The organism is Proteiniphilum sp. (genome assembly GCF_034331125.1).
Taxonomy (GTDB): Bacteria; Bacteroidota; Bacteroidia; order Bacteroidales; family Dysgonomonadaceae; genus Proteiniphilum; species Proteiniphilum saccharofermentans.
In genome coordinates this window covers 125,115-139,941 of the sequence record NZ_JAXQGC010000014.1, presented here as the reverse complement: position 1 = coordinate 139,941, position 14,827 = coordinate 125,115, and the positions used below count along the sequence as shown (strand labels likewise).

The following is a 14,827-nucleotide window of genomic DNA, read 5'->3' as shown; positions in this document are numbered from 1 at the left end:
GCAAGCCGGGTGGTGTGAGAGGGCGGGGGAGTAATCCCCCTACCTACTCGATTGTTAATAACAGAGTCTGTATCAAAATTTTAAATAATTGTATAAAGAACAAATAATTTTTTATTATGTTTGTGAAGAAAACAATCAGTGATTTGAGGAAAACTGTTCGGTATAAAGATTGAACCAATGAAGAGATTATTCCGTCTTATTTTACTTTTTCCCATTTTTCTCTGGTGTCACCCATCTCTTTGGGGACAATCTTCATTTCTCTTTAAACAACTGGAGGTTCGTGACGGACTTTCCCATAATCAAATTAATCATATTTTTAAAGACAGTAAGGGTTTTATGTGGTTCTCCACCGCATCGGGCTTAAACAGGTATGACGGATATAAATTTAAAGTGTTTTTTCACAATCCGAGTGACAACTATTCATTACCGGATAATTGGGTCAGCAATGTACAGGAAGATATAAACGGACAGCTTTGGATCCATACGGCTGATGGATACGTAGTGTTCAATCCCGACAAAGAAAAATTCGAAAGGAGTCAGATTCTGTTAAATGAAATGGGCATAACAAACCCGGTCGATCTTATCTTTATCGATAAAGATAAAAATTTGTGGTGTTATGCAAATTCATTCGGATTTTACAAGTACCAGCCGGATACAGGCAAATCGGTATTCTTCCCTCAAAACGGGCAAACGGGACAATTAAGCAGCGGGATTATTACCGATATAAAAGAAGCGGAAGAGAGTTATCTGTTTGTTTTTCAATCCGGCCTTATTCAATATATGGACAAAAGCAGTTTACGGATCACTTATACAGACAACTACATTCAACAACAACAGAAAGGCAATGCCCATAATTATCAGGCCTTTGTCGACGCAGACAACGACGTATGGATCTATTCCGATATACCGCTTGGAACCTGGTTATACCATTCCCGGCAAAAAGAATGGAAGCATCTGGGATCAAAATACAGTGACTCTCCATTTTTATTGTCAAGTGACATGATCCAGGATATTATCCAGGATCCCAACGGGCTGATCTGGATGGCAACCGACCATGGGGGAATAGATATTATCGATAAAAAAACCAACACGTTGACAAATTTGCGGAACCTGCCTTACGACAAACGAAGCATTGCGCACAACAGCATTAATTGTATTTATCCCGACAATACAGGTATCATCTGGATCGGCACCTATAAAAACGGAATATCTTACTACAGCGAAAGTATTTACAAATTCGGCATTGAACATCTCAATTATTTCAAAAAGGTAGATAACTTCAAACCCGATGTAAATTCCATTATTAAAGATGACAAAGGAAGTATCTGGGTCGGCACAAATGGAAGCGGATTGGTCCGTTTAGATACCAGGGACGAATCGTATCCTATTTATAACCATTATTCATCCGGGAACTCTTCTTTGACTGATAACGTGATCGTCAGCCTGTGTGCTGCCAAAAACGGAAAGTTATGGATCGGCACCTACCTGTCGGGGATGGATTGCTTCGACGGAAAAGAGTTTATTCACTATCGCCATGATCCAAACGACCCGAACAGTCTTGCCAACGATAATGTCTGGGCTATTGTAGAGGACGGATCCGGAATGATCTGGATCGGGACATTGGGAAGCGGACTGCAAAAATTCAATCCAAATAACAGGCAATTCACCACATTTAATAACAGTACACAACAACAACTATCTTCGGAATATATATCCTCGCTTTTTTTGGGTAAAAACGATAAATTAATTCTCGGAACAGCCATCGGAATTACAATCTTCGATATACAAACCGAACATTCAGAGATCTTAATGGGCAACCGCAAAGGGAATCAGTCCTTTACCAATCTGAACGTGAATCAGGTGTATGAAGACAGCCGCGGACTTATTTGGGTGGGAACCCGGGAAGGGTTGAATATCTGGGATCCCAAACAGGATAAAATCACCCAATTGTATAAAAGCGACGGACTTACTGATAATGTAATCTCAGGAATTATTGAAGATAATCAGCATAATATGTGGATCACTACTTCTAACGGCGTATCCAATATCATTGTCCATACCGATTCAAAAACCGACGAATATCATCTTTCTTTTGTGAATTACAGTGAAGTGGATGGCCTGCAAAGCCACGAATTTAATTTACGTTCAGTATTCAAATCTTCCGATGGAGAAATTCTGCTTGGAGGAACCAACGGATTCAATATATTTAATCCGGAAAATATCCGCTATAATACTTCACAACCCAAAGTCCTTTTTACCGGATTGAAACTGTTCAATGAGGATGTTTTGGTCGGAGTGGAATATAACGGGAATAAGATCCTGTCGTCGGAGCTGAATCGGGTAAAAGAAGTCACCTTCAAATACGGACAAAATGTTTTTTCGGTCGAATTTTCCGCTATGAATTATGTGCTCCCTGAAAAAACAACCTATGCCTATATGTTGGAAGGATTCAATACAGATTGGTTATTAACCGACCATGGCGTCCACAGTGTTACTTACACCAATCTCACTCCGGGAAAATACACTCTTAGGGTAAAGGCCGCAAACAGTGACGGCTTTTGGAGTGAAGAATCCACAGCACTGCAAATCCGGATAAAACCTCCATTCTGGTTGTCTGCCGGTGCCTATATCTTCTATGCTTTTCTTCTGATCTCTATCCTGTTATTGGCCCGGTATATGATCATAAAAAACGAACAACAGAAGTTTAAAATGAAGCAAATAGAACTGGAAGCACAACGGAAACATGAAATGGATGAAATGAAACTTCGTTTCTTTACCAATGTCAGTCACGAATTGCGCACACCTCTGACATTGATTATATCTCCGTTGGAAAATATGATGAAGTCCGTTGCCGATGACCATCAAAAACACCAGCTTTCTTTGATACACAAAAATGCCATACGGCTGTTGAATATGGTGAACCAGTTACTGGATTTCAGAAAAAGCGATGTGAATGAACATTCCCTGAATTTATCCTATGGAGACATTATCTCGTTTTTGAAAAATTCTTTCACCTATTTCACCGAATATGCGGAAAAGAAGAATATCCGGTTGACCTTTTTCTCATCGGTAGATGAATTGAGAATGGTATTCGATGAAGACAAAATGAGGAAGATAATGATGAATCTTCTCTCCAATGCAATAAAATTTACCGAAAAAAACGGAACTGTGGATGTGTTGGTAAAACTTTTACCTAAAAACGGAGAGACCGATCCTGAACAAATAGAGATAAGAATAATAGACACTGGCATTGGGATAAAAGACGACGAGAAAAAGCGGATCTTTGAACGTTTTTATCAGGGAAAAACAAAAAACGAAGATTTTCCCGGAAGCGGTATCGGATTACACATCGTAAAAGAATTTGTTTCTATTTGTAAAGGAACCATTCATGTATACGACAACGCACCCAAAGGAAGTATGTTTATTCTTCAATTCCCGGTTGACAGGCTTAAATATATTGTTTCACAATCCGAAGTAACTAAAGAGGAACAGATAGAGAACCCGGGAGATGTGGTAAGTAACGGGGAAAACGACGAAGCCCCGGGAAGGAATGAAACGCGAATCCTTTTAGTGGACGATAACGATGATTTCCGCTATTTTATGAAAGATACGTTGAAAAAAGAATTTTCATTACTGGAGGCATCCAACGGAAAAGAAGCATGGGAAAAAATTCTTGAATCTTCTCCCGACATCATTATCAGCGATGTGATGATGCCCGAAATGGATGGATACGAACTGTGTGAAAAAGTAAAAAACGACGTACGCACATCCCATATTCCCCTCATTCTACTCACGGCACATACAGCCCAGGAACAGGAACTTCGGGGACTTGAGACAGGTGCCGACGATTATATTACAAAACCGTTTAATTTTGATATTTTATTGCTGAGGATTAATAAAATACTGGAGTTAAGATCCTATCGTCAGAACAGATTTAAAAATCAAATAGAAATTGAACCTGCAGAAATAACCATCACTCCGTTGGATGAAAAATTAATTAAGAATGCCATAAAATTGGTAGAGGATAATATTGACGACAGTGAGTTTTCGGTTGAGAGATTAAGTAAAGATCTGGGGATAAGCAGAGTACATCTTTACAAGAAGATGATGTCCGTCACCGGAAAAAGCCCCATTGAGTTTATCCGCATTATCCGTCTTAAACGGGCGGCTCAATTATTAAGGGAAAGCCAGCTAAATATCTCCGAAATAGCCTATCAGGTGGGTTTTAACAATCCCAAAAGTTTCAGTAAATACTTCAAAGAAGAGTTTGATATTTTACCCTCCCAATACCAAAATAACGCATCTTTATCCCCCAATAATAAACCCGAAACATCTTTGTAAACATTTAACATCCCTTACGGAAACAAAACACTCCCCTGTGTTATCAAAAGCAACAGCAACCGCTAACATAGAGAAAATGCCGGCATGTAAATTATGATTAATTTTACAAAAAATAATTATAATACATGGAGCGCATTTTTTGTATAGTATTTAGTATCCTCTTTTTTCTCTCCTGCTCAACAGCCGGTTTGGAAAAGACACAAAACGGAGTCATTATCCGTATTAATCAGGAAAACAGTTCCGGCGTGAAAACAATCCGGTTAAATGTGGTCAATGACAAGATTATTCATGTATCGGCAACTCCTGAAAAAAATTTCCCTAACGAGAGAAGTCTGATTATCCAATCCGGATTAAACATGTCGGATAAGTTCAGCGTGGAGGAGAAAGAGGATATTATCATCCTTTCCACCGATTCCTTGGATGTAACTATCCACAAGTCTACCGGTGAAATAGCATTTCTGAATAAAAAAGGAGAATACATTCTTCGGGAAAACAGCGGTGGAGGAAAAACATTTACACCTATAGAAGTAGAGAAAACAAAAGGATACACTGTTCATCAGTTGTTTGAATCACCTGATGACGAAGCTTTTTACGGCCTGGGACAGCATCAGTCCGACGACTTTAATTATAAAGGAAAAAACGAATCGCTGTTCCAATATAACACCAAAGTGTCTGTGCCTTTTGTCATCTCCAATAAAAATTATGGAATAGTATGGGATAATTATTCCCTGAGTAAATTCGGCGACGTGCGTGATTATGCAGACCTGGACCGGTTCAGCCTTTACGGAGCTGACGGGTCGGAAGGAGGACTCACAGCGGTATACTCGAAAAAAAACGATCCTTCAAAGACAATTGTACGTAAAGAAAACAGGCTCGATTACCAGTTTTTGCCTTTACTGAAAAATTTCCCCGAGAATTTTGACCTGAATCACTCCAACATTGTCTGGAGCGGAGAAATAGAAGCTCCCGAAAGCGGATTATACCGGTTTTTCCTCCATTATGCCGGTTACACCAAGGTATATATAAACAATGAACCGGTGGTGGAAGAGCGTTGGCGCACCGCATGGAATCCGAACAGCTATAAATTCGAATATAACTTCCGGGAAGGTGAGAGAGTGCCTATACGGATAGAATGGGAACCCGATGGCGGGGTATCCTATATTGCCTTAAAAGTGTTGAGTCCGGTTCCCGATGAAGAGCAGAATAAACTCTCGCTTTGGAGCGAGATGGGAAACGGCATCGATTACTATTTTGTGGCGGGGAACAGTATGGATGACGTCATCAGCGGCTACAGGACCCTGACCGGAAAATCGCAGATCATGCCAAAATGGGCGATGGGGTTCTGGCAAAGCCGGGAACGTTACAAAACCCAGGACGAATTACTGGAAACCCTTGCTGAATTCAGAAAACGAGAAATCCCCATTGATAATATCGTACAGGATTGGAGCTATTGGCCGGAAGCGGAATGGGGAAGCCACAAGTTCGATAAGGAGCGATTCCCTGATCCAAAAGGGATGGTCGACAAAATACATGAAATGAACGCACGGATCATGATCTCTGTATGGCCCAAATTTTATATGAATACCGACCATTATAAAGAATTCGACAAAAACGGGTGGATGTATCAACAGGCAGTAAAAGACAGTATCCGTGATTGGATCGGACAAGGCTATATCGGCTCATTCTATGACGCATATGCCGAAGGTGCACGCAAACTATTCTGGAAACAGCTCGAAGAAAACTTATATTCATTGGGTATCGATGCCTGGTGGATGGATGCTTCCGAACCGAACATCCAGGATAATACCGACATGGATTACCGGAAGAAGCTGTGCGGCCCCACTGCCCTCGGCCCTTCCACAAAATACTTCAACGCCTATTCGCTGGTAAACGCCGAAGCCATTTATGACGGACAACGGAGTGTAAACCCGGATGACCGTGTATTTTTATTGACACGCTCCGGTTTTACCGGCATCCAGCGCTATTCAACCGCGGTCTGGAGCGGGGATATCGGTACCCGCTGGGAAGACATGAAAGCGCAGATCTCGGCCGGGCTCAATTTTGCTTTATCCGGCATACCATACTGGACAATGGACATCGGTGGATTTTGTGTGGAAAAAAGATATGAGCAGGCACAGCATTACTACAATGCTACAGGGATTGAAAATGAGGATTTGAAAGAATGGCGTGAATTAAATGCCCGCTGGTCGCAATTCGGAGCTTTTGTCCCGTTATTCAGGTCTCATGGGCAATTCCCTTACAGAGAGGTGTTTAATATTGCTCCAGAAGACCATCCCGCCTATCAATCCATGGTCTATTACAATAAACTCCGATATCGTTTGATGCCCTATATCTATTCATTGGCTGGAATGACTTATTTCAACGATTACACCATCATGCGCGCATTGGTCATGGATCACGGCAAAGATCCGGAAGTAAATGATATCGGCGACCAGTATATGTTCGGGGATATGTTGATGGTTTGCCCTGTGTATGAATATAAGGCAACCGGACGGACGGTTTATTTTCCTGCCACCACCGGTTGGTACGATTTCTATACGGGAAAATTCATTGATGGGGGACAAAAACAACGGGTGGATGCACCGTATAGCCGTATACCGCTGTTCGTGAAAGAAGGGGCTATTATCCCGTTCGGCCCTGAAATCCAGTATTCCGATGAGAAAAAGCCTGAACATATCACATTGTATGTATTCGCAGGTAAGAATGGAACTTTTTCGCTTTATGAGGACGAAGGCGTGAATTACAACTATGAAAAAGGAGCATATGCGATCATCAGATTTAATTACGATGATGCAACCAAAACGCTCGTAATAGGTGACAGGGAAGGATCGTTTGAAGGAATGCTGCAGGAACGCAGGTTCAATGTAGTCTATGTCGATAAAAACAGACCGCAGGCCGTAGACCCCGATGCAAAAGGCATTGAAGTCGTTTATACGGGTGCGGCACAAAAGATACCTTTAGAAAAATGAAAAACGCTATTGCCATACTATTATTGCTCGGCGTTGTTTTTACCGGATTCAATGCCTGCCGGAATGTCGACCGGAACCCTCGCAAAACAGAAAGTTTCAACGATGGTTGGCGTTTTTACCTGGGAGATATTCCTGAAGCAGGCAGTGTGGCATTTGATGATAACGGTTGGAGGGAACTGGAGCTGCCCCACGATTGGGCGATTGAAGGTGATTTCAGTGAAGATCACCCTTCCGGAAGCGGGGGTGGAGCCCTGCCCGGCGGGATCGGTTGGTACCGGAAATCATTTTTCCTCGATCAATCCTATGAAGGGAAAAAGGTATTTATTGACTTCGACGGTGTCTATATGAATTCCGATGTATGGATCAACGGCATCCATCTCGGACACCGGCCGTTCGGCTACATATCGTTCCGGTATGACCTCACTCCCCATTTGAAATTTGATACGGAAAATGTCATAGCGGTACGGGTGGACAACAGTGAGCAACCCAATTCCCGTTGGTATTCGGGATGCGGTATTTACAGGAATGTATGGCTGACCAGCGTTGATCCGGTGTATGTTGATCTGTGGGGAGTATATGTAACGACGCCGGAGATTACAGAAGATAATGCCGTTGTGAATGTAAAAACAACCGTCAAAAACGAAATGCCGCAAGAGGTGAACGTAAAAACGGAAACATCGATCGTGGACGGATCGGGGAAGCAGGTCGCTTCGGCTTCGGTCTCCGGCACACTGGCTGCCGGCTCTTCCAAAGAGATCGAACAGGATCTCTCCGTGCGGGAGCCGGTATTATGGACACTTGAAAATCCCTGTTTGTACGAGGTAGTCACCCGTATTTTCGTGGACGACAAACAGACCGATGAATATGTAACCCCGCTCGGGATCCGCTATTTCACGTTCGACGCGGAAAAAGGATTCTTCCTTAACGGTGAATCGACGAAGATAAAAGGAGTCTGCCTGCATCACGATCTGGGTTGCCTCGGTGCGGCCGTCAACACAAGGGCCATTGAACGGCAGCTCGAGATACTCAGGGAGATGGGTGTGAACGGTATTCGTACTGCGCATAATCCTCCTGCACCGGAACTACTACGGTTATGCGACCAGATGGGATTTATCGTGATGAACGAGACGTTCGACATGTGGCGTAAACAAAAAACCACCTACGATTACTCGCGCTACTTTAACGAATGGCACGAAAGAGACCTCACTGACCATATTCTCCGCGACCGCAACCATCCTTCGGTATTTATGTGGAGTATCGGCAACGAAGTGCTTGAGCAATGGACCCATGCCGAAGCCGATACACTCGATATTCAGCAGGCTAATCTCCTGTTGAACCTTAAACGCGATGAAACGGCACTGGCGGGGACAGATGGGGAGACGATGAGTGTGAATGCTCTCCTGACAAAAAAACTGGCGGATATCGTAAAAAGTTTGGATCCGACCCGACCCGTGACAACCGGAAACAATGAAACCAATCCGGCCAATCACCTCTTCAGATCGGGAGCGCTCGACCTGATCGGATTCAATTATCATGGATATGACTATAAGAACGTGCCGGAGAACTTCCCGGGAAAACCGTTCATTGCAGCGGAAACCACTTCGGGACTGATGACCCGCGGTTATTACCGGATGCCGAGTGACTCCATGTATATCTGGCCGGTACGTTGGGATATCCCGTTTACCGATCCGTCGTACGCCTGTTCCTCCTACGATAATTGCCACGTCCCCTGGGGCTGCACGCACGAGCAGGCATGGAATGACGTGAAAAACAGCGATTTCATCAGTGGAATGTATATCTGGACAGGTTTTGACTATCTCGGCGAACCGACCCCTTTCTGGTTTCCTGCACGGAGTTCTTATTTTGGCATTGTGGATCTGGCGGGGTTCCCGAAAGATGTCTATTACATGTATCAGTCGGAGTGGACCGATAAAGAGGTATTGCATGTTTTCCCCCACTGGAACTGGCAATTGGGAGAGATTGTGGATGTCTGGGCCTATTACAACAAGGCCGATGAAGTGGAGTTATTTTTGAACGGCGTCTCTCAGGGCATCAAAAGAAAAGAGGGCGACAAGCACCATGTCTTTTGGCGACTGGCTTATGAAACCGGCACAATAAAAGTGATTTCCAGGAAAAATGGAAAAGAGGTATTATCGAAAGAAATAAAAACGGCCGGAGAACCGTCGCAGATCCGTTTAACGCCTGACAGGCGTGTGATCAGGGGCGACGGACAAGATCTTAGTTTTATTACAGTGGAAGTTTTGGACAAAGAGGGCACTATCTGCCCTAATGCAGAGAACCTGATCCGTTTCAACGTCTCGGGGAATGGTAGAATAGCCGGTGTGGACAATGGCAATCCGACAAGTATGGAACGCTTTAAAGCATCGGAACGGAAAGCATTTTATGGAAAATGCCTGGTGGTTGTAAAAGGTGAAAAGAGGAAAGGAGTGATCCATCTGACGGCCGAATCGGATGGATTAATGAAAGACGCGATTGAAATTGAAGTAATGAAGTAGAGCCGGAAACCGACCGGATTTAGTCTAATACATTGAACTATTTCGTTAAGCGAACACAGAGGCAAAACAAGTTTTACCCCTGTTGAGCGTGGAAATAGTATAATACATCGAATATTAAATAATTAATTTAGCAAGTATGATAAACATGAATCGTCAACGAAGTGTAAATAATCGTTATTTATACTGTTTTTTAATCGGGATGTCACTGATCTTGTTAAAACCGGTGACCCTAAATGCAGGACCTTTACAAAATAATACCGTTACGGGTACAGTGGTCTCGGCAACAGATGGTGAACCACTGGTCGGAGTAAGTATTTTTGTGAAAGGGACCAGTAACGGTACAGTAACCGATATTGATGGAAACTATTCGATCAACGTAAATGCAGGACAAACGCTTGTCTTTTCTTACATCGGATTTATTTCCCAGGAAATGATCGTACGTGAAAAAGTGATAAATGTAAGCTTAGTGGAAGATACCGAAGTACTCGATGAATTAATTGTAATCGGTTATGGTGTACAGCGAAAGAAGTTATCCACCGGAGCGACTGTACAGGTAAAAGGAGATGACCTGGCCAAGCTGAATACGATTAGTCCCTTACAAGCGCTGCAAGGGAGGACTCCCGGGGTGAATATCTCCTCCACATCCGGACAACCCGGATCGGATATGAAGGTAGTGATCCGCGGTCTCGGAACCATCGGCAATTCCGGTCCGCTCTATATTATCGATGGGATCGAAGGCGATATTTCTGTGTTAAATGCCTCCGATATCCAATCTATCGATGTATTGAAAGATGCCGCATCGGCGGCCATTTACGGGGCACAGGCAGCCAATGGCGTGGTATTGGTCACCACCCGGCAGGGAGCCAAAGGCAGGGGTGTAGTATCGTTCGATGCCTATTCCGGCGTACAGCAGGTGGCCCGTACTACTAAGTTGCTGAATGCACACCAATACAAGACCATCATGAACGAGCAGTCGGTAAACTCGGGCGGTTCGGTGATTGATTTCGATTCAATGGATGGCCTTGCCGATACGAACTGGATCGAGCGGATGTTTAAAGATAACGCGAAAACCCAGAACTATACGTTGAACGTGAATGGAGGATCGGAAACATCAGTATACTCCATCTCGCTGAATTATACGGCGCAGGAAGGCATTGTCGGGGGAAAAGATGTTTCGAACTACGAACGTTACGGGTTCCGCATCAATAGCGAACATTCGTTGTATCAGAATATATTGAAGGTCGGCCAACATCTTAACTTCAATTATATAATGAATAACGGGATCAACGTGGGAAACCAATACAACAACACCTTGCGTGGTGCGTTTGCCACATCTCCACTGTCGCCTGTCTACAGTGATAACAATCCGCATGGCAGCCCCTACAACGACACTACGGATTCTCCATGGTACAATGGCGATGGTAATCCCTACGGATCGATGATGACAAACTCCAACAATAAGAATGACGGACAAAAACTGATGGCCGATATATATGCCGAATTGGAACCGGTCAAAAACCTGAAATTACGCAGCGTGTTCGGTATCAATTATTATGCAACCGAGTACCGTAGCTATACTCCCATATACCGTTTCTCGGTCTACAATTACAACGAAGACCATACGACCACCTCCCAGAGTATGAGCAAAGGCCATTCCCTGACATGGACGAATACAGCAGGCTATGACTTTAAGGTTGCCGACGATCATTCGTTCAATGCGCTGGTCGGTATGGAATCCGTTCGTTATCAGGGTACATACCTGAATGCATCGAACTGGAACCTGTTGTCGCAGTTCAACGATTTCTCCCACGCCTATCTCGACAATACGACAGGACAGGCACATCTCGACAGTGACGGGAATGTCGTGGAAACCCGTAATGTGGGCGGTGGCCCTGAATATGTTACCCGTCGCGCGTCGTACTTTGGCCGTATAGGTTATAATTACCTGGAGAAATATATGTTCAACACCACCCTTCGCATCGATGGTTCTTCCAAATTTGCCAAAGGGCACCGTTGGGGATATTTCCCTTCGTTCTCGGCCGGATGGGTCATTACTAACGAAGAATTCATGAACGGTATTGCAGACAATGGTGTCCTTGATTTTCTGAAACTGCGTGCAAGCTGGGGACAGGTAGGTAACCAGGATATCGCCAACAACCAGTACTCCGCACCTGTCAATACATCCACAGGCTATAATGCCGATAATCCCGCGGCATATTATCCTTTCGGGACAAATAAGGTAAATGTGCCGGGTGCGTATCCCAGCCGCTTGTCGAATGAAAATATCAAATGGGAAACGTCGGAACAGTTCAACGTGGGGATCGATGCTTATTTCCTGAGAAACCGGCTGGATGTAAATGCCGATTTCTATATCAAAACAACCAAAGACTGGCTGGTAGAGGCTCCCATCCTTGCCACCGCAGGTACGGGCGCACCCTACATCAACGGAGGTGACGTGAAAAACACAGGGGTAGAGCTTGCTTTCAACTGGAGAGACCGTATCGGGCAATTCAATTATAATATCGGCGTCAATGGTGCATATAACCGGAACAGGGTAGGAAACATTCCTACCGAAGACGGCATTATTCACGGTGCAATAAATATGCTTTACGACAACTCCGAAGAATTTTACCGCGCCCAGAACGGATATGCCATCGGTTACTTCTGGGGGTATAAAACAGCCGGTTTGTTTCAGAGTGAGGAAGATATAGCCGCTTGGAGAGATGCCGGAAATGGTATTTTACAGACGAATGTACAACCGGGGGATGTGAAATATGTAGATCTCAACCACGACGGAAAAATAGATTCGGAAGATAAAACAGACCTGGGTAACGGCATGCCTGATTTTACGTTCGGATTGAACGTCGGGTTCGATTACAAAGGATTCGATTTTAGTTTGAGTGCCAACGGAGTGATGGGTAATAAGATCGTACAATCGTATCGCAATCACGCCAATAAACAGGCAAACTATACAACGGCCATCCTGCAACGTTGGACAGGAGAAGGAACTTCCAACAGGATACCTCGTGTAACGGAAACAAATATAAACTGGCAATTTTCAGATCTTTATCTGCAAGATGGAGATTTCCTGCGTATCAATAACATCACGGTAGGATATGATTTCAAAAAACTTGTGGATTGGAAATTCCTGAGCCAGTGCCGTCTCTACGCATCAGTGCAAAATGCGTTTACATTTACCAAATATGACGGTATGGATCCGGAAATTGGATATGGCACCGAAAATTGGGTCTCTGGTATCGATCTGGGATATTATCCCCGTCCGAGAACATTCTTATTGGGTATAAATCTTAAATTCTGATTGATAAATAACAACAAACGATTATGAATATGAATAAGTATACACATAATATATTAATTATTTTAGGAGTTAGTCTCGGGTTATTCTCCTGCACCGACAGCTTTCTTGATACGGAGTCAATGACTGAAATTAACGAGGAAAACTTCTATAAAACAATTGCCGATGCCGAAATGGCACTGGTGGGATGCTACGACGGATTCCAGCGGACTTCATCCAATGGTAACCTTGCATTTTATGTGGTTTCGGAAGTTCTGTCCGACAATTGTTTCGGAGGAACCGGACATACCGACGGGCGTGCGTATCAGGCACTGGATCGTTTCGATATTTCCCAATCGTCATCCGACAATAACCTGTTCAACGGAACATGGAGCGATTACTATGCCGGTATTTTCCGCTGCAACAAATTATTACAAAAACTGGATGGGATCGATTTCAGCAGCGATCCCGCAGCCCGTCCCCGTATCGAAGGGGAGACCCGTTTCCTGCGGGCCTTGATGTATTTCGATATGGTACGTTTGTTCGAGCGCATACCCTTACTGACCGAACCGACAACGGAAAATCTTCCGCAAGCTGATCCCGCAGATACCTATAAATTAATTGTGGAAGATCTTGTTTTTGCGGCCGGAAATATTCCTGCCAACGCATATCCTAAAGCTGATGCCGCCAACAATGACGGCCGTGTGACTAGCTATGCCGCTAAATCCCTTCTGGCCCGTGTGTATTTATTCTATACGGGATACTACGGCGCCGATGACCTCGGCGTTACCAGGGCCGCGGTATTGCAAGGCCTTGAGGATGTGATCAGCAGCGGTGAATTCGGGCTGATCGAAGAGTACCATACATTGTGGCCGGCGGCCAGCTATGTGGCGGATGTGGATAACAACACCCTCGACAAATCGGCGTATGCCGGAATGGGCAACAGGGAAACCGTTTTCGCCGAGAAATTCAATAATACTTCCAACTACAACGGCGATGTGGACGGTAACCGCTGGCTGGTGATGATGGGCATGCGCAATACCAACTGGTCGCCTTACGGGAAAGGCTGGGGGGCTTGCACGGTGAATCCTGCGCTTGTAAATGCCTTCAGCAACGACGATAAACGTAAGGTCGCTTCCCTGATCGACATCGTGGGAGAGGGCATCGAAAGTTCGTTTGATCTGAGAGACCAACGCGAATATACCGGTTATTCCGTGAAGAAATATACGCCGACCGCTCTTCCCGACGGGACATCCGATACAGGGGGCGAAAAAGATTTCCAGATCTCCCAGGATCAGGATTATGTGATTATCCGCTATGCCGACGTCTTGCTGATGGCTGCCGAACTGGGCTCGTCCAACGCGCAGTCGTACTACGACCAGGTACGCCAACGTGCAGGATTGTCTGTCAGACCTGTATCGCAAGCGAATATAATGGAGGAACGCCGCTTTGAATTTGCTTTTGAAGGTATCCGCTACTGGGATCTTCTTCGCCAGGGGCTGGATACGGCGGCAACGGCTATTGCCCAGACACAAAGCGTAACCAGTGGAGGAAGCGACGACCAGGTAGTGATTACTGCCGATAATATAAAGAAGACCAGGGGGTTTATGCAGATACCTAACACCCAGATAACCCTCTCGAATGGCGTACTTACCCAAAATGCAGGTTGGAATTAATCTTAAAAC

General features: G+C 44.5%; 5 protein-coding genes. All 5 read left to right on the top strand.

What is annotated here, in order from left to right; translation table 11 throughout:
- Positions 1–177: 177 nt before the first annotated feature.
- The 5 genes from U2P89_RS04335 (at position 178) to U2P89_RS04315 (ending at position 14,818) form a co-directional block, all read left to right on the top strand.
- Positions 178–4,341: a hybrid sensor histidine kinase/response regulator transcription factor gene (locus tag U2P89_RS04335; RefSeq protein ID WP_322190715.1), complete on the top strand. Its 4,164-nt coding sequence runs from the start codon at positions 178–180 to the stop codon at positions 4,339–4,341.
- A 125-nt stretch (positions 4,342–4,466) separates the two neighbouring features.
- Positions 4,467–7,331, top strand: coding sequence for a TIM-barrel domain-containing protein (locus tag U2P89_RS04330; protein ID WP_322190714.1), 2,865 nt, complete (start codon positions 4,467–4,469; stop codon positions 7,329–7,331).
- Positions 7,328–9,847 (top strand): glycoside hydrolase family 2 TIM barrel-domain containing protein, encoded by a 2,520-nt coding sequence (locus U2P89_RS04325; RefSeq protein ID WP_322190713.1) that lies wholly within the window; start codon positions 7,328–7,330, stop codon positions 9,845–9,847. Before U2P89_RS04330 ends, U2P89_RS04325 begins: the two co-directional genes overlap by 4 nt.
- Before the next feature lie 199 nt (positions 9,848–10,046).
- On the top strand, positions 10,047–13,166 hold the full coding sequence (locus U2P89_RS04320) for a TonB-dependent receptor (RefSeq protein WP_322190712.1): 3,120 nt from the start codon (positions 10,047–10,049) through the stop codon (positions 13,164–13,166).
- A gap of 29 nt (positions 13,167–13,195) precedes the next feature.
- Positions 13,196–14,818 carry a RagB/SusD family nutrient uptake outer membrane protein gene (locus U2P89_RS04315; RefSeq protein WP_416188612.1) on the top strand — a complete coding sequence of 541 codons (1,623 nt, stop codon included), beginning with the start codon at positions 13,196–13,198 and terminating at the stop codon, positions 14,816–14,818.
- Positions 14,819–14,827 lie beyond the last annotated feature (9 nt).

Coding starts and splice junctions, on each gene's coding strand:
- U2P89_RS04335 (WP_322190715.1), top strand. CDS start 178: ATGAAGAGATTATTCCGTCTTATTTTACTTTTTCCCATTTTTCTCTGG.
- U2P89_RS04330 (WP_322190714.1), top strand. CDS start 4,467: ATGGAGCGCATTTTTTGTATAGTATTTAGTATCCTCTTTTTTCTCTCC.
- U2P89_RS04325 (WP_322190713.1), top strand. CDS start 7,328: ATGAAAAACGCTATTGCCATACTATTATTGCTCGGCGTTGTTTTTACC.
- U2P89_RS04320 (WP_322190712.1), top strand. CDS start 10,047: ATGTCACTGATCTTGTTAAAACCGGTGACCCTAAATGCAGGACCTTTA.
- U2P89_RS04315 (WP_416188612.1), top strand. CDS start 13,196: ATGAATAAGTATACACATAATATATTAATTATTTTAGGAGTTAGTCTC.